This is a genomic window from Butyrivibrio hungatei NK4A153 (assembly GCF_000424465.1).
Lineage (GTDB): Bacteria > Bacillota > Clostridia > Lachnospirales > Lachnospiraceae > Butyrivibrio > Butyrivibrio hungatei_A.
Map to the genome: position 1 here is coordinate 367573 of NZ_AUJY01000001.1, position 20860 is coordinate 388432.

Annotated in this window: 17 protein-coding genes and 1 tRNA gene; 17 read left to right on the plus strand and 1 reads right to left on the minus strand. The window is 41.4% G+C overall.

Annotated elements, in window-relative coordinates:
• Positions 1–3: 3 nt before the first annotated feature.
• From ruvB to G628_RS0101715, 5 genes are read left to right on the plus strand one after another with little or no spacing between them, the layout of a single operon-like run.
• Positions 4–1035 carry a Holliday junction branch migration DNA helicase RuvB gene (gene ruvB / locus G628_RS0101695; RefSeq protein WP_034461988.1) on the plus strand — a complete coding sequence of 344 codons (1032 nt, stop codon included), beginning with the start codon at positions 4–6 and terminating at the stop codon, positions 1033–1035.
• Between the two features lie 52 nt (positions 1036–1087).
• On the plus strand, positions 1088–1495 hold the full coding sequence (gene zapA / locus G628_RS0101700; RefSeq protein WP_026655041.1) for a cell division protein ZapA: 408 nt from the start codon (positions 1088–1090) through the stop codon (positions 1493–1495).
• Between the two features lie 34 nt (positions 1496–1529).
• Positions 1530–3818 (plus strand): peptidase U32 family protein, encoded by a 2289-nt coding sequence (locus G628_RS0101705; RefSeq protein WP_027208298.1) that lies wholly within the window; start codon positions 1530–1532, stop codon positions 3816–3818.
• A gap of 4 nt (positions 3819–3822) precedes the next feature.
• Positions 3823–5217 (plus strand): FtsW/RodA/SpoVE family cell cycle protein, encoded by a 1395-nt coding sequence (locus tag G628_RS0101710; RefSeq protein ID WP_026655039.1) that lies wholly within the window; start codon positions 3823–3825, stop codon positions 5215–5217.
• Positions 5183–6646: a peptidoglycan D,D-transpeptidase FtsI family protein gene (locus G628_RS0101715; RefSeq protein ID WP_027208299.1), complete on the plus strand. Its 1464-nt coding sequence runs from the start codon at positions 5183–5185 to the stop codon at positions 6644–6646. The genes G628_RS0101710 and G628_RS0101715 overlap by 35 nt, the downstream gene beginning before the upstream one ends.
• Positions 6647–6653: 7 nt before the next feature.
• On the opposite strand, the gene G628_RS17860 is transcribed toward G628_RS0101715, so the two are convergent.
• Positions 6654–7721 carry an HD-GYP domain-containing protein gene (locus tag G628_RS17860; protein WP_051198947.1) on the minus strand — a complete coding sequence of 356 codons (1068 nt, stop codon included), beginning with the start codon at positions 7719–7721 and terminating at the stop codon, positions 6654–6656.
• 148 nt (positions 7722–7869) lie between these two features.
• Here G628_RS17860 and G628_RS0101725 point away from each other — a divergent pair, with 148 nt between their 5' ends.
• From G628_RS0101725 to G628_RS0101780, 12 genes are all read left to right on the plus strand, one after another.
• Positions 7870–8196, plus strand: coding sequence for a hypothetical protein (locus tag G628_RS0101725; protein WP_026655035.1), 327 nt, complete (start codon positions 7870–7872; stop codon positions 8194–8196).
• Positions 8197–8213: 17 nt separating this feature from the next.
• Positions 8214–9191: a hypothetical protein gene (locus G628_RS0101730; RefSeq protein ID WP_026655034.1), complete on the plus strand. Its 978-nt coding sequence runs from the start codon at positions 8214–8216 to the stop codon at positions 9189–9191.
• A gap of 28 nt (positions 9192–9219) precedes the next feature.
• Complete coding sequence (locus G628_RS0101735) at positions 9220–9621, plus strand: GerW family sporulation protein (protein ID WP_026655033.1); 402 nt, start codon at positions 9220–9222, stop codon at positions 9619–9621.
• A gap of 22 nt (positions 9622–9643) precedes the next feature.
• Complete coding sequence (locus G628_RS0101740; protein WP_026655032.1) at positions 9644–10180, plus strand: J domain-containing protein; 537 nt, start codon at positions 9644–9646, stop codon at positions 10178–10180.
• A 269-nt stretch (positions 10181–10449) separates the two neighbouring features.
• Positions 10450–11511, plus strand: a complete 1062-nt coding sequence (gene recA, locus G628_RS0101745; protein ID WP_034461987.1) for a recombinase RecA — start codon at positions 10450–10452, stop codon at positions 11509–11511.
• The gene (locus tag G628_RS0101750; protein ID WP_026666682.1) at positions 11511–12128 is read left to right on the plus strand and encodes a regulatory protein RecX; all 618 of its coding nucleotides are present in this window, start codon (positions 11511–11513) and stop codon (positions 12126–12128) included. Before recA ends, G628_RS0101750 begins: the two co-directional genes overlap by 1 nt.
• A gap of 119 nt (positions 12129–12247) precedes the next feature.
• Positions 12248–13792, plus strand: a complete 1545-nt coding sequence (rny, locus tag G628_RS0101755; RefSeq protein WP_026655030.1) for a ribonuclease Y — start codon at positions 12248–12250, stop codon at positions 13790–13792.
• 102 nt (positions 13793–13894) lie between these two features.
• Positions 13895–15226 carry an RsmF rRNA methyltransferase first C-terminal domain-containing protein gene (locus G628_RS0101760; protein WP_027208300.1) on the plus strand — a complete coding sequence of 444 codons (1332 nt, stop codon included), beginning with the start codon at positions 13895–13897 and terminating at the stop codon, positions 15224–15226.
• A gap of 26 nt (positions 15227–15252) precedes the next feature.
• Positions 15253–16977 carry an ABC transporter ATP-binding protein gene (locus G628_RS0101765; RefSeq protein WP_027208301.1) on the plus strand — a complete coding sequence of 575 codons (1725 nt, stop codon included), beginning with the start codon at positions 15253–15255 and terminating at the stop codon, positions 16975–16977.
• A complete protein-coding gene (locus G628_RS0101770) occupies positions 16974–18704 on the plus strand; it encodes an ABC transporter ATP-binding protein (RefSeq protein ID WP_027208302.1) in 1731 nt (576 codons plus the stop codon). The genes G628_RS0101765 and G628_RS0101770 overlap by 4 nt, the downstream gene beginning before the upstream one ends.
• 167 nt (positions 18705–18871) lie before the next feature.
• Positions 18872–20527 carry a putative manganese-dependent inorganic diphosphatase gene (locus G628_RS0101775; RefSeq protein ID WP_027208303.1) on the plus strand — a complete coding sequence of 552 codons (1656 nt, stop codon included), beginning with the start codon at positions 18872–18874 and terminating at the stop codon, positions 20525–20527.
• A 226-nt stretch (positions 20528–20753) separates the two neighbouring features.
• Positions 20754–20836 (plus strand) — tRNA-Leu (locus tag G628_RS0101780).
• Positions 20837–20860 lie beyond the last annotated feature (24 nt).

Below are 20860 nucleotides of genomic sequence, written 5' to 3' on the forward strand. Positions count from 1 at the left end.
GCCATGGAAAAGAAAAAGATTGTAACAAACGCCAGAGGAATGGCACCGGAAGCAAATCGGGAAGACATAAAGATCGAAGGATCTCTTCGTCCTCAAAACCTTGATTCGTATATCGGACAGAAGAAGATCAAGGAGAGTCTTAAGATATATATTGAGGCTGCGAAGAAAAGAGGAGATTGTCTCGATCACCTTCTTTTTTATGGACCGCCCGGACTTGGTAAGACCACTCTTGCAGGAATCATTGCAAATGAGATGGGCGTACATATCAAGATCACAAGCGGACCGGCTATCGAAAAGCCCGGTGATATGGCGGCTATATTAAATAATCTTCAGGAAGGTGATATCCTTTTTGTGGATGAAATACATCGTCTCAACAGGCAGGTTGAGGAAGTTCTTTACCCTGCTATGGAGGATTATGCTATTGATATCATGATAGGAAAGGGGCCTACTGCAAGATCTATAAGACTGGATCTTCCTCATTTTACGCTTATAGGAGCGACAACCAGAGCGGGAATGCTCTCTGCCCCTCTAAGAGACAGATTTGGAATGATCCACAGAATGGAGTTTTATGATATTGACGAACTTTGCAGTATCATTTTGCAGTCTGCAAAGCTCCTTGATGTCGATGTAGACAAAGGCGGCGCAGTTGAGATGGCAAGGCGAAGCAGAGGAACGCCGAGACTTGCCAACAGGATACTTAAGCGCGTCAGGGATTTTGCACAGGTTAAGTTTGACGGAAAAGTTACGGGCGAAGTTGCAATGACAGCTCTTGATCTTATGGATGTTGATAAGATGGGACTTGACCATACGGATAGAAATCTTCTTTTTACCATGATAAACAAATTTGCGGGAAAGCCTGTCGGACTCGATACTTTGGCGGCTGCGATAGGAGAGGATCCCGGAACCATCGAGGATGTTTACGAACCTTATCTTATTAAAAACGGTTTTATAAACAGAACTCCCAGAGGACGCGTGGTTACTGATATTGCGTATGCTCATTTGGGACTTGAAAACCCCGTCGATACCGATATATAATTTAAAAGTACAAATTTGCTTATTGGTTGATTTTTTATGCAGGGAGAAAACTATGGCTTCTAAAACGGATACTGAAGTAATTATCGGGGGAAAAGTATTCACCTTAAGCGGCTACGAAGGCGAGGAGTATCTTCAGAAAGTAGCTTCGTACATTAACAATAAGATTGCGGAATATAACAAGTTAGACAGCTTTAAGAGGCAGCCGGTAGATACGCAGAATGTTTTGTTACAGCTTAATATTGCGGATGACTATTTCAAGTTGAAGAAGCAGATAGAACTTATGGAAGAGCAGCTTACCGAGAAGGAAAAAGAGCTCTATGATCTTAAGCATGAGCTTATCGCCACGCAGATAAAGCTTGAGAATACCGAGAAGAACAGCAAGAGTCTTCAGAGTAAACTTGATGATTCTTCCAAAAAGATAATTCAGTTAGAAACACAGGTTAAAGGTAATAAAAGGTGATTTAATGGGGCTGTCTTTAGGGACAGCCTTTTATATGAATATGAAAAAAGTCGAACTTTTGGCTCCCGCCGGGGGCTATGAAACAATGGTAGGCGCTTTCAATGCAGGTGCCGATGCCGTTTATCTTGGTGGCTCTAAATTCGGAGCAAGGGCGTATGCGGACAATTTTGATGAGGCCCAGGTTCTGGATGCTATTTCTTATGCCCATTTACACCATAAAAAAATTTATATGACAGTCAATACTCTCGTTAAAGAGCGAGAGTTTTCCGAAGTATATGACTTTATGCTTCCTTATGCCGAAAAGAATCTTGACGGTGTTATCGTGCAGGATCTTGGTGTAATGAAGTTTTTGCGTGACGAATTTCCGAATGTGGAGGTTCATGCAAGCACGCAGCAGACCGTTACGGGAGTTTACGGAGCAAAGCTTTTAAAAGAGCTTGGATGTTGCAGAGTTGTTCCAGCAAGAGAGCTCAGCCTTTCTGAAATGAAGGCAATCCGCGAAAAGGCTGATATTGAAGTTGAAGCATTTATTCACGGAGCGATGTGCTATTGCTATTCGGGGGCCTGTCTTTTCAGCAGTATGGTTGGAACGAGAAGCGGTAACAGAGGCCGTTGTGCGCAGCCGTGCAGACTTCCTTATAAGACTGCCGGATCAAACGGAAAAGAGGAATATCCTATCAGCCTTAAGGACATGTGCACGATAGATCTGATTCCGGAACTTATTAGCGCCGGAATCGATTCTTTTAAGATAGAAGGACGTATGAAAAAGCCTGAGTATGCGGCAGGCGTAACTTCGCTTTACAGAAAATACATCGACTTGTACTATAAAGAGCCCGATAAGGAACACAGGGTATCCAAAGAGGATATGGATATTCTGAAGGCTCTTTATCTCAGAACGGGTATAAGCGACGGATATTATCACAGGCATAACGGAAGAGAAATGGTAACCGTTTCATCGCCTGCGTATAACGGAACTTCTGAAGAAGTTTCCAAGATGATAAAAGAAAAATATCTCGGCTACGAGAAGAAGATAAAGTGTGATATTTACTGTGATCTTACCGCGGGGAGCACTGCAAAGCTTACAATGCTTCTAAAGGATAACAGCGGAGTTGTCTGTGAGATTACGGGAAAAGAAGTTCAGACGGCTTCTAACAGACCGATGGATGCGCAGAATATTGAAAAGCAGCTTAGAAAGCTCGGAAATACACCTTTTGAAGCGGATGATGTTGTTGTTTCAATAGATGATAACGGGGCAGGATGCGGAATCTTTATCCCTGTGAGCGAGCTTAATGAGTACAGACGCAGTCTTTGCGATAAGATGCTTGAGATACTCCTTGATTCGGGTGATGCCAAGGAAAAAGCATATGATCGAAGTGCGGATAAAAATATCGATAGTGCTGAATCGTCAGATAATCATCTGAAGGTACAAAAGAGAAAGGCGGATATACATGTGCTTGTCAGTAGTAAAGAGCAGCTTGGCGTTGCACTCGGATATCTTGCAGGAGATTCGCACAAAAAGAAAATCGAAAGAATTTATGTTGATTCAAAACTTCTTCTCGGAGAAGAAAAAGACAGTGTTTTAAAAGATTTAAAGATCGCCGCAGATGCAGGCACAGAGGTGATCGCGGCTCTTCCTTATGTCACAAGAGAAGAGAAGATTGACGGAACACTTGATATTATAACGCTCATAAATATCTGCAAGGCAGGTAATCTGTGCGGTTTGCTTGTAAGAAACCTTGAGCAATTGGGATATTTGAGAGATAATAATTATCTTGGGAAAGTAATCTGCGATTACGGAGTTTATGTATGGAATGTTGAGAGTTTTAAGCTCCTTTCTGAGTGTACGAAGGGAGATTTCAGTGTTGATGAGATTTCTGTTCCATACGAACTTACTATTCATGAGGCAAAAGATGTTACAGTAGCGGTTAAGTCTATTTGTGATGTTCCTGTTACGTATAATATCTACGGACATGTTCCCATGATGATAAGCGCCGGCTGTGTAAAGAAGACTACAGATAGATGCAGCGGCAAGAACGGAAGCGTACATAGCGAGAAAATGCATATGATCGACAGGATGGGAAATGACATGACAGTTACGACTGATTGCAGGAACTGCTACAATGTCATATGGAATACGGATCCGACAGTTCTTTTGGGCAAAATGAAGACTATTGATGATATAGGCATCTTCGATCATTACAGGATTGACTTTACGATTGAATCCGGAAATGATACGAGGGATGTTCTTGAAAGTTTTATCAATGATAAAGCTTTTGAAAAAAAGAACTATACCACGGGTCACTATAAACGCGGAGTGGAATGATTTAATGAAACTTTTTGTTACGGAGATAGCTAAATATTTGATAGCTCTTTTACTTCTTTTTTATACCGCCGATTCCTTCGGCGCGCTTGCAAAACCGTATGAGAGCGACAGGAAGTTTATATATACCAGGCAGATAGGCTGTATGTTCGGAGTTCAGATAACCTGCTTTATACAGATATTGGCAAGAACGGGAAAAGTATCCTATCTTTTGTTCTTTCTGTTTCAGATAGTTATATTTGCTTCGGTGATCATGCTTTTTTATATTATTTATCCGGACGCAAACAAGCTTGTTATCAATAATATGTGTATGCTTTTGATGATCGGAATCATCATGCTTACAAGGCTTTCTTATGAGAAAGCGATAAAGCAGTTTGTTGTTGTTGCGGCATCTATAGTGTTAGGCTTCTTTATTCCGGAACTGATTTTCAGATTAAATGTCATAAAGCGCTACGCATGGGTATTTGCGGCAATAGGCGTTACGATGATCGGTATAGTTCTGGTTCTCGGAACCGCAACAAACGGATCTAAGATCACATATACGATTGCGGGAATAACCTTCCAGCCTTCGGAATTTACGAAGATTATTTATCTGCTCTTTTTGGCGGGAGCGTTATTTAGGGCAAAAGAACTGACGGATCTGATCAAGATCGCGGGGGTTGCAGGAGTCCATGTAATTATCCTTGTGCTGTCAAAAGATCTTGGAAGTGCGCTTTTGTTCTTTATTGTTTTTCTTGCACTTATATATATTGCGACGAATAATATCGGATATCTTATTCTGGGACTTGGATTCGGGTCGGTGGCGAGCGTTATTGCTTACGGACTCTTTTCACATATACAGGTGAGAGTTAAGGCATGGCTCGATCCGTTCGGAAATATTGAAAGTGCCGGATACCAGCTGGCACAGTCACTTTTCGGAATAAGCAGCGGCGGTGCTTTCGGACTTGGACTATACGGAGGAGCGCCACAGTCGATTCCTTTCGTTGAGCAGGATTTCATTTTCTCGGCAATCGCGGAGGAATTCGGAATCGTATTTGCGGTTATAATGACACTTATATGCCTGAGTACATTTATGCATATCATGTACGAAGGTTACATGATGCACGACAAGTATTACAGACTTTTGTCATGCGGAATAGGCGTGTCATACATTTTTCAGACGTTTTTAACTATAGGAGGAGGCTCCAGATTCATTCCTCTTACGGGTGTAACACTTCCTCTTGTAAGTTACGGCGGATCGTCCGTAATGGTTACGGTTATCATGGTGATGATATTTGAGGGGATTTGTCTTGTGCGGAATTTCGAGGAAGCGGAAGACTACATGAGACACGACAGATCAAGAGGAAACAAGAGGGATTATTATTACGATGAGAGAAACGAGAGATACGAAGAGGACTACTAGAGATACAAGGGCGTCGCAACCGACTTCGATAATTGTACTTTCATTTATCTATTTGGCGTTGTTCGTGTCAATGCTTGTATTTATCGCGTATTCCGCTACTGTAAATAAACAGAAATACATGAATAACAACTTTAATACCAGACAGAAGATACTGACTGCCCAGAATACACGAGGCAAGATCTTATCAAGAGACGGTGATGTTCTTGCGTCCACCAAAACGGACAAAAAAGGCAAGGAAGTAAGAGAGTACCCTTACGGAAAAGACTTTGCGCATGTTGTGGGGTATTCATCACACGGAAAAGCCGGTGTTGAGCTTATTTCCAATTATTATCTGATAAATTCGGGGATAGATCTTTCTCAAAAGGCAATATATGATGCCAAAAAGAAGAAGTTTCCCGGAAACGATGTTACGACGACTCTTTCTGTTGAGCTTCAGCAAATCTGCAGTGATGCAATTCCTTCACCTAGAAAGGGTGCGATAGTTGTATCGGATCCAAGGACCGGTGAGATACTTGCAATGGTATCAAAGCCTGACTTTGATCCAAATAACATTCAGGATGATTGGAAGAGTTATCTTGAAGACGATTCAGGCGATGCAACTTTAGTAAACAGGGCAACTCAGGGTCTTTACCCTCCGGGTTCCACTTTTAAGATTGTTACTTCGCTTGCATATTTAAGGGACCATCCCAAGGATTACAATGATTATATGTTTACCTGTAAAGGCAGGGTTTCCGAGGGAGAGAACACGATATCGTGTTACCACGGAGAAAAGCACGGAAAGCTTGACCTTTATACGTCTTTTGCAAAATCATGTAATTCTTCGTATGCGAATATAGGAGTTAATTATATCGATCAGCATACGTTTAATGATGTTCTTAAAAGTCTTATGTTTAATGATAAGCTTCCTCTTGACCTTACATATTCAAGAAGTAAAGCGAGGTATAAGGACGGAATGTCAAAGGGAGATGTTATGCAGCTTGCGATAGGTCAGGGTGCTACAACGGTTACTCCCATGCATATGAACATGATAACTTCTGCAATCGCTAACAAAGGAATTCTTATGAAGCCTTATCTTGTCAAAGAGGTCAGAACTGCCGACGGCAAGGTTTTGGAGTCTTATGACGGCGAAGAAGTTAAGAGAATGATGAGCGAAGAAGAGACGGAAATTCTTACAGAGATGATGACACAGGTTGTTGAGAAGGGAACTGCGAGCAAATTAAAAGGCCTTTCCTACACTGCGGCAGGAAAGACCGGTTCTGCTGAATTTAATTCATCAAGTTCTGATTCGCATGCTTGGTTTACGGGATTTGCGCCTGCCGAGAATCCCCGGATATGTGTTACCGTCATTGTTGAGGATGCGGGAAGCGGCGGAAGCTTTGCCGTACCTATCGCTAAAAAGATCTTTGATGCATATTTCAAATTAAGATGATAATTCATCAATAAACTTCTTCAATTGCAAATCTGTAATCCATCGAAAGATCGAGTGGAGCATTATTTTCATTTAAAAGTATTATGGGATGGGAGAGCGCGTGTTCATTTATACGGATCACGGTTCCTCTCTTCCCATTATTTAATTTAATGCTAAATCCAAGCTGAGAATTTGCAATGCGCAAAAGAATCGCGTTGAGTGCTTCGTAGTCGAATTTATGAAAACCTTGCGCTTCGTAGTTTGCAATAATCTGAAATGCATTTAATTTTCTTCTGTAATTTCTTTTTGAAGTCATCGCAACATATGAATCGACGATTGCGATGTACTTGGCAAATCTGTCGATACTGTCACTGTGGAGACCTGCAGGGTAGCCTGTTCCGTCACATCTTTCGTGATGTTGCATTGCAGCGTTCAAAACATGTTCATTAAAATCCCCCATATTTTTAAGGAAATCATATCCGATAACGGTGTGCTGGATGATTATCATATATTCTTCCCTTGTAAGACGCTGCGGTTTTGTCAGAATCTGAGTGGGAATACTGAATTTACCTATGTCATAAACAAATGCGCACTGAATAAAAAGCAGCTGATCTTCGGCGGAAAGGTCTATAAAAGATCCGAAAACGCCCGCAATAAGAGCTGATTTTAAACAGTGATGAAGAATCATATCCTCATCATTCGCAGGTGTCAGATTATAAAGATATTCAAGGAGTTGCTCACCGCTTGCAACAGAAGAGATGACCGAATTGTAAACATCTATGAGCTGCTGCATGATGATAGGCTGATGAGATGTGATCGCCCCCATCACATATCCCTTGAATACAGGAAAATAAACATTATATATTGATTCAAATTTTTTAAAACCTTCTGAAATACGAACTTTATCATTGTGCGTTGTAGCAAAGTCGGCTTCTTCTTTTATCGGTACAGCCATAATGGACTGTCTGGTGAGCCTTTCGATGATCGTTGCATCTATCTTCGTGTTTGCGGCAACAATTATCTCATTCCTATAATTCAAAATATTTTCTGCGGCTACCATACCGGGTTTTAATTCCATCCTGGCAACGTACTTCATTTTAGTGACCTCCCGTCACACATTCCTGTGCATAATTCCATAAACGCCGCCCTTATGATAAAATAATAAGGATTTATAGCGCTTAATAATAATATACTTTTTCATGTTATTAAGGTCAATTTATTTATCTTAGGGAGCTATGATATTTATGATAAAAAATGGATTCTGTAAATTTTATAAGAATCTGTATTGGGATGATACCATTAAAAACAGAAATTTAGTTAAGTGGCGTCTGTGCCATAACAGAAAGCAACTCACGATTTTCTGCGTTGTGAGAGCTACTAACGGGATCGATCAGCTTGAGATTATTCACAATGCTTTTTTATCTCAGGACTATTACAGAAAACATCCGGTGTACATCTACGGTATCGCATCAGGTTATACGGAGGCACTCGATATTGTTATAAGAATTTCGGATGAAGCGCAGAAAGTGGGGAAGCCCGGGAATCTTTTGGATTATCTGGACAAAAAATAAATTAAACGGAGAAGTTTATGTTGGCGGTTTTTTTATCGGTATTGAAAGTGGTCGGCATCGTGTTGCTTGTGCTGCTTCTTATAGCTGTATTGCTGGTTCTGTTGGTTCTTTTTGTGCCTGTCAGATACAGAATAAAGGGGAATTATCCAAAGAGTATCTTTGAGGAAGGGCAGGGATTTGATAAGGATAAAGCGTATTTGTCCGTGAATTTTTCCTGGCTTTTGCATGTGCTGTCGGGAAAGTTCCTGTATCCCCAAAGGCCCGAGTTTGTCATAAGGATATTCGGGATAAAGTTTTTTCCGCGAAAAGAAAAGCCGGAAAAGATAAAAGAGAAGAAAAATAAAGATAAAGAAAATAAGAATGAAGAGAAGATTATTTTTAAAGAGAATTTTGTTAATAAAAAAGAGAACTTTAATGACGAAAATACATCTTTAGGTGAACATATCGAAAACAATGTTTCGGAATTTTATCAAGAAGATAATGAAATAACAGAAGAAAATATCGAAGATGACGATAAAGACACTTTTTTCGACAAACTGAAAAAAGTCGCGGAAACGGCTTTGGAGCTGATAAAAAAGCCAAAACATGTGTTTAAAAAAAATCGATATACAATATCTAGAGTTTGTGATAAGATAAGAATGATAAAAAATACTCTGGAAAATGATATTTTCAAGAGAGCTTACAGTCTTGTTAAGGAAAAGCTTGCGCGACTTTTAAAAATGATTCTTCCCGACAAGAGCAGTATTGAACTGTATCTGGGAATGGGGGATCCCGCTACTGAGGCGGAACTTATGTCTGTTTACGGAATTTTGTATCCTGTTTTATATGACAAGCTTAAGTTTACACCCGATTTTGAGAACAGGGCACTCGGTGCGGATCTGGATCTAAAGGGGCATATAACTGTTTTTACGGTTATATATTGTGTCGCTGTTTGCTATTTCAACAAGGATGTAAAAAAAATAATAAACAGATTCAAGAAGATAATGAATTCATAAGGCAATTCTTTATCACCCGGAGGAGTAAATGGGAGACAATAATTTTGGCAGCGTGGTTGACTCGCTGCTTAAAGGTATGAATTCAATTCTTGCGACAAAAACTGTCGTGGGAGAGGCAACTAAGGTTGATGACACAGTGATCTTACCACTTGTCGACGTATCTTTCGGTGTTGGAGCAGGCTCCAGCGATGCGGACAAGAAGAACGGTGGAGCAGGCGGATTTTGTGCAAAGATGTCGCCAAGTGCCGTATTGGTGATCAAGGATGGATCTACTAAACTAGTTAATATCAAGAACCAAGATGCTGTAACAAAGGTTCTGGATCTCGTGCCCGATATTGTGGATCGTTTTTCCAAAAAAGAAGAGAACATGATGGATGATAACGCGGCAGTAGACATTGCTTTTCCCGAGAACAAGAATAAGGGAGAGTAAGTCTTAGGCTAGGGGGGTCCTAATGGAAAAAAAGAGAGACATTGAAGACATTATTCTTAACGGGACAAAGGACGAACTTTCGGAACTCAGACTTTGGCTTTTCAAAGAAAGCGTAAGACTCGAGAATCAGGAGAGCTCACTTTCTGACCGTTACGCACGACTTGAAGCCGATGAGCTTTCATTCAAGAACAGAGTCGATGCGGCAGAGAGAAAGTTGGAAACTGCTACAAAGCGCCTTGATAACGATCAGGCACTGTTTGAGCAGAGACTCAAAATTCTTAATAATGGCTTTGATCAGCTTAACAGCGACAAGAAAAAGCTGCAGAGTGAGTTTGTAAGACTCGAGAGGGAGAGAACTTACCAGCGTGAAATTGAGTATGATGCGGTTGATTGTCTGTTTAGAGGAGTCAATAGCGCACTTGCTCTTAAAAAGAGATACAAAGACCTGATGAAAATGTTTCATCCTGACAATATAAGCGGAGACCAGGATATGGTCCAGCTTATCAATCAGGAGTACAGTGAATTGTGCAGACGTTATGATGTTAGCATGATTAACTAAATATAGTCTTCATAAAATCTTAAGTTGTTTGTTATCACAATATATGATAATGTAAACAAGTCATTGTTCAGTCTGTGAACAATGGCTTGTATATGTTTTCGGGGATATTTTGTTCCGTCATGTATTTGTGCCGGACAAAAGCTTATATGATGGCATTTTCGCCATAGATTCCAAAATAAAAAATTATAAAATTAAATTATTGACAAGAACGAACGTTTGTTTTATTATAAATTTTAGTTAGAACAGATGTTCTAGAAAAGGAGACCCGTATGGAGAGAGAAGAAAAACAAAAAGCACTTGAGGCAGCACTTGGTCAGATTGAGAAGCAGTTTGGTAAAGGTGCTGTAATGAAATTAGGTGATTCATCAGATACTATGAATATCGAAACAATTCCCACAGGCTCACTCAGCCTTGATATTGCACTTGGCCTTGGTGGAATTCCCAAGGGAAGAATTGTTGAGATATATGGACCTGAATCAAGTGGTAAGACTACGGTTACTCTTCACATGATCGCTGAAGTTCAGAAGAGAGGCGGTATCGCAGGATTTATCGATGCTGAGCATGCACTTGATCCTGTATATGCCAAGAACATCGGTGTAGATGTAGATAATCTTTATATTTCACAGCCCGACAGCGGAGAGCAGGCTCTTGAGATCACAGAGACCATGGTTCGCTCGGGTGCTATTGATATAGTTGTTGTTGACTCGGTTGCTGCGCTTGTTCCGAAGGCAGAAATTGATGGTGATATGGGAGATTCTCATGTCGGACTTCAGGCAAGACTTATGTCTCAGGCACTTCGTAAGCTTACTGCGGTTATCAGCAAGTCAAATTGTACAGTAATCTTTATCAACCAGCTCAGAGAGAAGGTTGGTATTATGTTCGGTAATCCCGAGACTACAACAGGTGGACGTGCCCTTAAGTTCTATTCATCCGTTCGTATGGATGTTCGCCGTATTGAAGCAATCAAGCAGAACGGTGAGAACACAGGTAACAGAACAAGGGTTAAGGTCGTTAAGAATAAGATCGCTCCTCCTTTCAAAGAGGCAGAGTTTGACATTATGTTCGGTAAGGGAATATCTGTTACAGGAGATATCCTTGATCTTGCTGCAAGCGTAGATATTGTTAACAAGAGCGGTGCCTGGTATCAGTACAATGGCGAGAAGATCGGACAGGGACGTGAGAATGCAAAGCTCTATCTTGAGAACAACCCTGAGATTCTTGCAGATATCGATGCTAAGGTAAGAGCATATTACAATCTTCCCGTAGATGTATCGGCAGCAAAGAAAACTGCTGAGGAACCTGCAACAAAGAAGACTAAGGCAGCGAAATAATGATCGTTTCAGATATATGTGCATTGGATAAAAAGAGATCCAAAGTATTCCTAGACGGTGAATTTGGTTTTGTCTTATACAACGGTGAGCTCAGAGACTTTGATATTAAAGTCGGCAATGAACTTTCCGAAGAAAAATACAATGAGATTATGCGCGGACTTCTGCCCAAAAGGGCGAAGCTCCGTGCTATGAATTTATTGCAAAAAAAGGACTACACGGAGAAACAGCTAAGAGATAAGCTTTCTGACGGTATGTATCCGGAGGAGTGCATAGATACTGCGATAGATTATGTTAAGTCATTCAGATACGTGGATGATGAGAGATACACGGGTGACTATATAACTTATCATATGTCAATGCGAAGCAGGAACAGAATTATAATGGACCTGATGAATAAGGGGATTTCCAAGGATATTATCCTGCAAAAGCTTGAAGAACTGTATTCTGAGTGCGGAGATGAGGCTGAAATTTCTCAGATCAAACAACTTCTTATCAAGAAAAAATATGATGCGCAAACGATTGACCATAAAGAAAAGCAGAAACTTATTGCCTTTCTAATGAGGCGAGGGTACGACCTCTCTATGATTAAAAAGGCTATGGATAGCGGAATAACTTGACACTGCGTTTTATAGAATGTAAAATTTAAGTGTTGTAAAATTGTATTTAAGTGTGCATTTTTTTTGTGCACTATACAAAATATTGTACAATGAAAATTGAATAAGGAGGTGCTCCTGTAATGACTACTGTTATAGTTGCAGCAGTAACTCTTGTTCTTTCTGCGATTTTAACTTGGATTGTTTCTTCTGCTTATCAGAAAAAGGTAACAGAGGGAAAAATCGGAAGCGCTGAAGAGAGGGCAAGAAAAATTATTGACGAAGCACTCAAGACTGCCGAAGAAACGAAGCGTGAGAAACTTCTTGAAGTAAAGGAAGAGGCACTTAAAACACGTAATGAACTCGAGAAAGAAGTACGAGACAGAAGAAATGAAGTCCAGCGTACAGAGAGGCGTATTCAGCAGAAAGAGGAAAACGTCGAGAAACGATCTGAAGCGATCGAAAGGAAAGAGCAAAGTTTAAATGCGAGAGAGGACGCTTTAAACAAGAAGAATGAAGAGGTTACTAAGCTTAACGAACAGAGGGTACAGGAACTTGAGAAAATCTCTGGCTTAACCTCCGAGCAGGCTAAAGAGTATCTTTTGAAAATTGTCGAAGATGATGTAAAACACGAATCAGCTGTCATGATTAAAACCATGGAAGCTGAGGCTAAGGAAGAAGCTGATAAAAAGGCGAAAGAAATCGTTGTTAACGCGATTCAGCGTTGTGCCGCTGATCACGTCTCCGAAACAACAATTTCCGTTGTTCAGCTTCCCAATGATGAGATGAAGGGTAGAATCATCGGTAGAGAGGGAAGAAATATCAGAACTCTTGAAACAATGACCGGTGTTGATCTTATTATTGATGACACACCTGAAGCTGTAGTTATTTCGGGATTTGATCCCATCCGCCGTGAGGTTGCGCGCATTGCACTGGAGAAATTGATCGTTGACGGTCGTATTCATCCCGCTAGGATTGAAGAGATGGTTGAAAAGGCACAGAAAGAAGTTGCTGCCAAGATCAAAGAGGAAGGTGAAAATGCTGCCATTGAAGCCGGTGTTCACGGCCTCCACCCGGAAGTTATCAAGATTCTTGGTCGTATGAAATTTAGAACAAGCTACGGCCAGAACTGCTTGAAACATTCTGTAGAGGTTGCTCAGTTATGTGGACTTTTGGCGTCGGAACTGGGTCTCGATGTCAGAGTTGCTAAGAGAGCAGGACTTTTGCATGATATCGGTAAAGCTGTTGATCATGAGCTTGAAGGCTCACACATTCAGCTTGGTGTAGATATCTGTAAAAAGTATAAGGAATCACAGACTGTTATTAACGCAGTAGAAGCTCATCATGGTGATGTTGAGCCTCAGTCACTTATTGCTATCCTTGTTCAGGCTGCCGATACAATTTCGTCAGCTAGACCGGGCGCAAGAAGAGAGACTCTTGAAACTTACACATCTAGACTTAAAGAACTCGAAGATATTACCAATAGCTTTAAGGGTGTTGATCACTCCTTCGCTATTCAAGCCGGCAGAGAAGTCAGAGTAATGGTTGTTCCTGAGCAGGTTTCAGATTCAGACATGATACTCATGGCTCGTGATATTGCTAAGAAGATTGAGGATGAAATGGAATATCCCGGACAGATTAAGGTTAATATCATCAGAGAGAGTAGAGCAACTGATTACGCTAAGTAATGCTGTTTCTGAACATTATTGGGTAAATGTAGTGGAGAGGCTATTTTGCGAAAGCAAGATAGCCTCTTTTTGAGTAGAGCACTTATGGAGAATTAAATATATATGTTGCCTGTTGAATTTAAAAACAGAATGAAAGATCTTCTGGGTGATGAAGATTATGAACGTTTTATTGAGGCGTTTGAAGCTGATAACAGATATCATGCTTTAAGGCTCAATACTTTAAAGGCTCGGGAAGATTTTATTGATAAGCTCGAATGTGTAACAGAGCAGGTTCCGTGGGAAGAAACGGGGTATTATTACAGTGCCGACTTTGCGCCGGGTAAACATCCGTATCACGAGGCGGGGCTTTATTATATTCAGGAACCAAGTGCAATGGCTCCTGTGCATTTCCTTGACCCAAAGCCCGGGGAGAAAATCCTTGATCTTTGCGCTGCACCCGGTGGTAAATCCACTCAGATTGCATGCAAACTTGAGGGCAAAGGTCTTTTAATTACAAACGAGATAAATAAAGACAGAGCGAAGATACTGTCTTTGAATATAGAGAGACTTGGCATTTCCAATGCGATGGTCTTAAATGAAACGTCTGAACATTTAGCAGACTATTTTTACGGTTATTTTGATAAAATATTGGTGGATGCTCCATGTTCCGGCGAAGGTATGTTTAGGAAGAATGATAACGCGGCTGATGAATGGAGCGTAGATAATGTGCTTCTCTGTGCTGAGAGGCAGGCGGAAATACTTGATAATGCTGCTGCAATGCTTGTCCCCGGAGGTACGCTTATCTATTCAACGTGTACTTTCTCAAGGGAAGAGAATGAGGATAACATTGAAGCGTTTTTGAACAGGCATAATGATTTTAAGTGCGAACTTACTAAGAGACTCTTTCCTCATGAAGTTAAGGGGGAAGGACATTTTCTGTGCGTTCTTAAAAGAGACGGTGAGAATATTTCGGTTAAGAACGGCTATGTTCCGGGAGGCAGGATAGTGCCTGCAAGGAAAGAACAGGTAAAGATTCTTGATGATTTCCTTAGAGAGACTATTACGAAGGATGCTATAGACAGGCTCTTTGACGGCAAAGTTATATTTATGTTCGGAGATCAGATGTATGCGGCTCCAAAAGATATGCCATCTTTTGAAGGGCTTAAAGTATTACGTCCGGGTCTTCATTTGGGAACTCTTAAGAAGGATAGATTTGAGCCTTCACATGCTTTGGCACTGTTTTCAAAGCCGGAAGATGTTAAACTGTCATATGAGATCGCATCCGATGATGACAATATCAAACAGTATCTGAACGGCCAGACACTTCGCGTATCGCGAACGGGTAATAAGGGATGGTGTCTTATCACAACGGACGGATATAGTATAGGCTGGGCGAAGGAAGCCGGCGGAATGCTCAAGAACCACTATCCGAAGGGGCTTCGCATTAACTACTAAAATAAAACAGAAGGAATAATCTAAGAATGAAAAAACTTCTTGTATATCTTAGAGATTACAAAAAAGAAATAGCGCTAGGACCTTTGTTTAAGCTGTTGGAGGCATCTTTTGAACTTATGGTGCCTCTTGTCATCGCAGCTATGATAGATAAAGGTATTGAATTAGGGGATAAGTCATATGTAATTAAAATGTGCATGATACTTATCCTTTTGTGCGTTATCGGATGTATAAGTGCGATAACTGCACAGTTCTATGCAGCTAAGGCTGCGGCCGGCTTTGCAAAGAAGGTAAAAAGAGCTCTTTTTAACAATATACAATCGCTGTCGTTTTCAGATATGGACAGGATCGGCACATCTGCAATGATGACGAGGATGACAAGCGACATAAATCAGGTTCAGCAGGGCGTTAATCTTACTATTAGGCTTTTGCTGAGGTCGCCTTTTATTGTCTTTGGCGCAATGATAATGGCGTTTACGATCGATGTCAGGCAGGCGCTTATTTTTCTTGTGACGATAATTCTGCTTTTTGCGGTTGTCGGCGCGATCATGGGTTGGAGCATCCCGAAGTACGGCGAGATTCAGAGTAGGCTTGATACCGTATTAAGGCTCACAAGAGAGAATCATACGGGAGTCAGGGTGATCCGTGCATTTGGACTTGAGAACGAGGAAAAAGATAAATTTCATAAGAGCAACGATTCGCTTATGGAGCTTCAGAGCTTTGTCGGCGGAATTTCTTCGCTTATGAATCCCGTTACTTTTGCAATCCTTAACATTGCGCTCTTGTTCCTAATTTATAAGGGCGGAGTTTATGTTGAAGCGGGCGAGATGACAAAGGGTGAAGTTGTTGCGCTTTATAACTATATGTCCCAGATTCTCGTAGAGCTTATTAAGCTTGCGAATCTTATTCTTACCATCACCAAGTCGATCGCATCAGGGAACAGAGTTCAGGAGCTTATCGAGCTTAAGTCTTCCATGGCTGACGGAAACGTTGATACATTTGATGAAACGGATGAACACGTTGTGTTTAACGATGTGTACATGAGATATGAGGGTGACAGTGAGGATTCGCTTGAGAAGATAAATCTCACGGTAAAAAGAGGTGAGAGAATCGGAATTATCGGAGGAACAGGTAGCGGAAAGTCTACGCTTATTAATCTTATTCCAAGATTCTATGATGCCCGCGAGGGAAGCGTTGTAATTGACGGCAGAAATGTCAAAGAATATAAGCTTGATGCCCTTAGAGAGAGAATCGGTATCGTTCCTCAGAAAGCGGTTCTTTTCCACGGAACCGTCAGGGACAATATGCGCTGGGGCAAGAATGATGCGACGGATGAAGAGATTTATGAGGCTCTTCGCATTGCGCAGGCTGAAGAGATTGTTAAGGGAAAAGAAAACGGACTTGATCATATGGTATCGCAGGGAGGAAAGAACTTCTCAGGCGGTCAGAAACAGAGACTTACCATTGCGAGAGCGCTTGTAAGAAAACCTGAGATACTTATTCTTGATGATTCGGCTTCTGCGCTTGATTTCCTTACTGATAAGAACTTGAGAAAAGCAATCGGCGAGATGAAAAATGCACCGACTACTTTTATTGTGTCTCAGAGAACGTCCGCTGTTCACGACTGTGACAAGATACTTGTTCTTGAAAATGGCGCGATTGTCGGAATGGGAACGCATGATATGCTCCTTGAAACTTGTGACTTATACAAGGAAATATATGAATCTCAGTACAAGAAGGAGGGAGCGGTATGAAAAAAGGAACGCTTAGAAAGGTGCTTCACTACGCGGGAAAGTACCGTGGACTTGTCTTTTTGTCAATGATACTTGCTGTTATCACGGCGGCACTTGCGCTTTATATTCCTATTCTTGCCGGAGGGGCGATAGATCTTTTGGTTGGAAAGGGGGACGTTGATTTTGGCAAAGTGATGGCGGTTCTTATGAAGATGCTTGCAGCTATCGTATTTACCGCAATCTGCCAGTGGGTGATGAACAAAGCAAATAATGCGATCACTTTTAAGGTTGTCAGAGACGTTAGGGCGGAGGCTTTCGATAAGCTTCAGATTCTTCCTTTCGAATATCTTGATAAAGTACAGACGGGCGAAATAGTGAGCAGAATAGTGGCGGACATAGATCTTTTTGCGGACGGGCTTCTTATGGGCTTTACGCAGCTCTTTACGGGGATAGTGACTATTCTTTTTACGCTTGTATTCATGTTCTATCTGAATTTCAGGATTGCTATAGTTGTAGTTGCTCTTACGCCGCTATCTCTTATTGTTGCGAGAGTAATTGCGGATAAGTCGTTCAAGCTCTTTAAACTTCAGAGCGAAGCAAGAGTAGATCAGACTTCGTTTGTTGACGAGATGATAGGCAATCTTCAGGTTGTTAAGGCGTTTGCTCATGAAGACGAGAATATGGAGTATTTTGATGAGGTGAACGGAAAACTTGAGGATGCTTCGGTTAAAGCGGTTTTTGTTTCCGCAATAACCAATCCGGGAACCAGATTTATCAATAACCTCGTGTATGCTTTCGTTGCGCTTTTTGGTGCGTTTGCTTGTATCAGCGGCGGAATGACGGTTGGTGGACTTACGATCTTTTTGAGCTATGCAAATCAGTATACTAAGCCGTTTAATGAGATTTCAGGCGTTGTTACCGAACTTCAGAATGCGCTTGCCTGCGCAAGACGTGTCTTTGACCTTATTGAGGAAAAAAGCGAGGAGAAGGATAAAGAGACGGCTCCGGAGAAGTTTACCGCTGAGGGTGTTGTGGATATAAGTGATGTTTCTTTTTCCTACGATAAGAAAAAGAAGCTTATTGAAGACCTTGACCTTAGTATCGTTAAGGGGCAGAGAGTTGCGATAGTAGGACCTACCGGAAGCGGAAAGACAACGCTTATTAATCTCCTTATGAGATTCTATGATGTTGACAAGGGAAGTGTTAAGATTGACGGCTATGATATCAGGGATATCAAGAGGCTTGATCTTAGAGATAATTTCGGAATGGTTTTGCAGGAGACGTGGCTGCGGCACGGAACTGTCAGGGATAATATTACTCTCGGAAGAAAAGATTTTAGTGATGATGATATAATCGCGGCGGCTAAAGCGACTCATGCGCACAGCTTTATAAAGAAGCTTCCTGATGGGTATGATACAGTGATTTCGGAGAATGGCGGAAATCTTTCGCAGGGTCAGAAACAGCTTCTTTGCATTACCAGAGTTATGCTCAATATTCCTCCGATGCTGATTCTTGACGAGGCGACTTCTTCAATCGATACGCATACCGAGATGAGGATACAGAGGGCGTTTAATAAGATGATGAAGGGCAGGACGAGTTTCATCGTTGCACACAGACTCTCGACCATAGTCGAAGCGGACGTGATCCTTGTTATGAAGGACGGACATATCCTTGAGCAGGGTAAACACGAGGAACTTCTGGGTAAGAAGGGCTTTTATTATGAATTGTACAATAGCCAATTCGCGTAAAATGTGGTGTTTGATGCAATGATTTGCGATGATGACTTGTTTTGTTACCGGAATTGTTGTGCGAAGAAGCTGAAATAGCACATATTTACTATGGTTCAATATTTTATAGTTATTTTTCGAACAATGTAATAGAATTAGTATAGATGCTTTAAATATGAGGGGAATATATGAAATCAAAAAAGAAAATAAAGAGACCTGTTTTTGTTATCGGACACAAGAATCCCGATACGGATTCTATATGTGCTGCGATTACATATGCGAAACTTAAGAGCGAGATAACAGGTGATGAGTATATTGCAGGAAGAGCGGGGCACCTAAACGAAGAGACGCAGTTTGTGCTGTCTCATTTTGGCGTGCAGATTCCTGTTTATATTAAGGATGTCAGAACTCAGGTAAGAGACATGGAGATCAGGATGCTCAACGGAATCGGAGCGGATCTTTCTCTTAAGAAAGCCTGGGCTGAAATGCGTGACGCTGAGGTTGTGACTTTGTGCGTTACCGAAAATGATGAAGTAAGCGGAATAATAACGACGAATGATATTGTTGAGACATATATGGATGTTATAGATCCCGGGATTTTGTCTTCTGCAAAAACATCGTACCAGAATATTGTCGAGACTCTTGACGGTGAGCTGATCGTGGGCGATATCGGAGATACCCTTGATAAGGGAAAAGTTGTTATCGCTGCGGCGAGCCCTGATATGATGGAGAATTTCATTGAGGAGGGCGATGTTGTTATTCTCGGAAACAGATATGAGTCACAGCTTTGTGCGATTGAGTTAAATGCCGGATGTATCATAGTCTGCGAGGGCGCGGATGTTGCCAAGACTATTAGGACTCAGGCAAGAGAGCACGGAACCAAGATTATTACAACTCCGCATGACACATTTGTTGTGGCAAGGCTTATAAATCAGAGCATGCCTATAAGCTACGTTATGAAAAGAGATAATGTCGTCTGCTTCCATATGGACGACTACATCGAAGATATTCAGGAAGTTATGGCTTCCATGAGACACAGGTATTTCCCTGTGCTTGATAAGAATGAGCATTATGTCGGAATGATCAGCCGTAGAAATTTCCTTGGTGCGAAAAAGAAGCAGCTCATTCTTGTAGATCACAATGAAAAGAACCAGGCTGTTAACGGCGCGGATTCTGCGGATATTCTGGAGATTATCGATCATCACAGGCTTCGCACGATTGAAACATCGGGACCTGTATTTTTCAGAAACCAGCCCCTTGGTTCAACATGTACGATCATTTATCTGATGTACAAAGAGTACGGAGTTGATGTTGATAAGGTTACAGCGGGACTTCTTCTTGCTGCAATCCTTTCCGATACGCTTATGTTCAGATCGCCGACTTGTACTAATATTGACAAGAAAGCGGGAGAGGAACTTGCTTCGATAGCGGGCGTTGATTACGAGGGATTTGCAAAAGAGATGTTCCATGCGGGATCCAATCTTAGCGGCAAGACTGCAAGCGAGATTCTTCATCAAGACTTTAAGAAGTTTACAGTCGATGATATGAACATCGGAATCGGCCAGATCAACTCAATGAGCTCTGAAGAACTTCTTGATATAAAAGACAAGGTTGAACCTGAACTTAAGAAAGCTGCGGAAGATGATGGCCTCGACATGCTGTTCTTCATGCTTACCAACATAATCGACGAGTCTTCTGAAGTTCTTTTCACCGGCGCAAAGTCGCAGTATACCATCAACAGCGCCTTTGGCATAAACGTCTCCGGCGACAAAGCAACACTTCCCGGCGTTGTTTCGAGAAAGAAGCAGCTTCTTCCGGCGATTGTTGAAGCGATTCAGAACTGATCGTGTTGTGCAGAGAGTTAGTTGTGTTAGTAATATATATGATACGGAGAGCCGTCGCTTTAAGTGGCGGTTCTTTTGTTTTTGATAAAAAAGTTAGTGTTTGAGCAAGCTTTTGATACTTATCGATAATGATTTTTTATGACAAATAATGAATAAGCCTCTTGATTATAAATATTCTCTATGATATAGTAATAAAGCTGTACGTCAGTACAGGCACAGAAAGAATGCCGGCATGTCGGAATGGCAGACGATGCAGACTCAAAATCTGTTGTGGGTAACCACGTGTGGGTTCAAGTCCCACTGCCGGCACTAAATTATTAAAACCGATAACCA

Coding starts and splice junctions, on each gene's coding strand:
- ruvB (WP_034461988.1), top strand. CDS start 4: ATGGAAAAGAAAAAGATTGTAACAAACGCCAGAGGAATGGCACCGGAA.
- zapA (WP_026655041.1), top strand. CDS start 1,088: ATGGCTTCTAAAACGGATACTGAAGTAATTATCGGGGGAAAAGTATTC.
- G628_RS0101705 (WP_027208298.1), top strand. CDS start 1,530: ATGAATATGAAAAAAGTCGAACTTTTGGCTCCCGCCGGGGGCTATGAA.
- G628_RS0101710 (WP_026655039.1), top strand. CDS start 3,823: ATGAAACTTTTTGTTACGGAGATAGCTAAATATTTGATAGCTCTTTTA.
- G628_RS0101715 (WP_027208299.1), top strand. CDS start 5,183: ATGAGAGAAACGAGAGATACGAAGAGGACTACTAGAGATACAAGGGCG.
- G628_RS17860 (WP_051198947.1), bottom strand. CDS start 7,721: ATGAAGTACGTTGCCAGGATGGAATTAAAACCCGGTATGGTAGCCGCA.
- G628_RS0101725 (WP_026655035.1), top strand. CDS start 7,870: ATGATAAAAAATGGATTCTGTAAATTTTATAAGAATCTGTATTGGGAT.
- G628_RS0101730 (WP_026655034.1), top strand. CDS start 8,214: ATGTTGGCGGTTTTTTTATCGGTATTGAAAGTGGTCGGCATCGTGTTG.
- G628_RS0101735 (WP_026655033.1), top strand. CDS start 9,220: ATGGGAGACAATAATTTTGGCAGCGTGGTTGACTCGCTGCTTAAAGGT.
- G628_RS0101740 (WP_026655032.1), top strand. CDS start 9,644: ATGGAAAAAAAGAGAGACATTGAAGACATTATTCTTAACGGGACAAAG.
- recA (WP_034461987.1), top strand. CDS start 10,450: ATGGAGAGAGAAGAAAAACAAAAAGCACTTGAGGCAGCACTTGGTCAG.
- G628_RS0101750 (WP_026666682.1), top strand. CDS start 11,511: ATGATCGTTTCAGATATATGTGCATTGGATAAAAAGAGATCCAAAGTA.
- rny (WP_026655030.1), top strand. CDS start 12,248: ATGACTACTGTTATAGTTGCAGCAGTAACTCTTGTTCTTTCTGCGATT.
- G628_RS0101760 (WP_027208300.1), top strand. CDS start 13,895: ATGTTGCCTGTTGAATTTAAAAACAGAATGAAAGATCTTCTGGGTGAT.
- G628_RS0101765 (WP_027208301.1), top strand. CDS start 15,253: ATGAAAAAACTTCTTGTATATCTTAGAGATTACAAAAAAGAAATAGCG.
- G628_RS0101770 (WP_027208302.1), top strand. CDS start 16,974: ATGAAAAAAGGAACGCTTAGAAAGGTGCTTCACTACGCGGGAAAGTAC.
- G628_RS0101775 (WP_027208303.1), top strand. CDS start 18,872: ATGAAATCAAAAAAGAAAATAAAGAGACCTGTTTTTGTTATCGGACAC.